At 37.0% G+C, this 433-nt stretch carries 1 pseudogene; it reads right to left on the bottom strand.

Going from position 1 to position 433, the window contains the following annotated elements:
* A pseudogene (locus GNY06_RS00280) lies at positions 1-433 on the bottom strand (cbb3-type cytochrome c oxidase subunit I); the annotation flags it as partial.

The raw sequence follows: 433 nt of genomic DNA, 5'->3' as shown, positions 1-433 counted from the left end.
TACATATAAATGTATTACTATTCTTTTGGCTATCGTCTCAATCTTGTTAACACCTAAGATGATCCACGAATAAGCTATTAATATATCAATCGGCCACTCGTGTTCTGCTTATTCCTTTGATGTATTGAAGCCCATTGCAAAAGTCACCCAGCTGGCGACTATCATCAGCTGCCAAGTCCAGAAATTTATCCATGATAGCGTATCGCTATACATACGGGCCTTTAATAACCTTTTGATACTATAATAAGCAGCAAAGAAAAATGAATTACAAACAAAAGCAAAAATTACAGTATTGGTATGCATCATTCTTATCCTGCAAAAGCCTAAGGCTCCATGAGAGTGATTTAGACCTTGATTATTTGCTCTCCTTTAGCTTTGAATAGTGGTGTCATCTGTTCGCAACAAGAACTCCTGTAATTCAGGATAGAAGAGC

This window comes from Elizabethkingia argenteiflava (assembly GCF_009904105.1).
Taxonomy (GTDB): Bacteria; Bacteroidota; Bacteroidia; order Flavobacteriales; family Weeksellaceae; genus Elizabethkingia; species Elizabethkingia argenteiflava.
The sequence above is the reverse complement of the archived record's forward strand: the minus strand, read 5'-3'. Positions and strand labels throughout refer to the sequence as shown.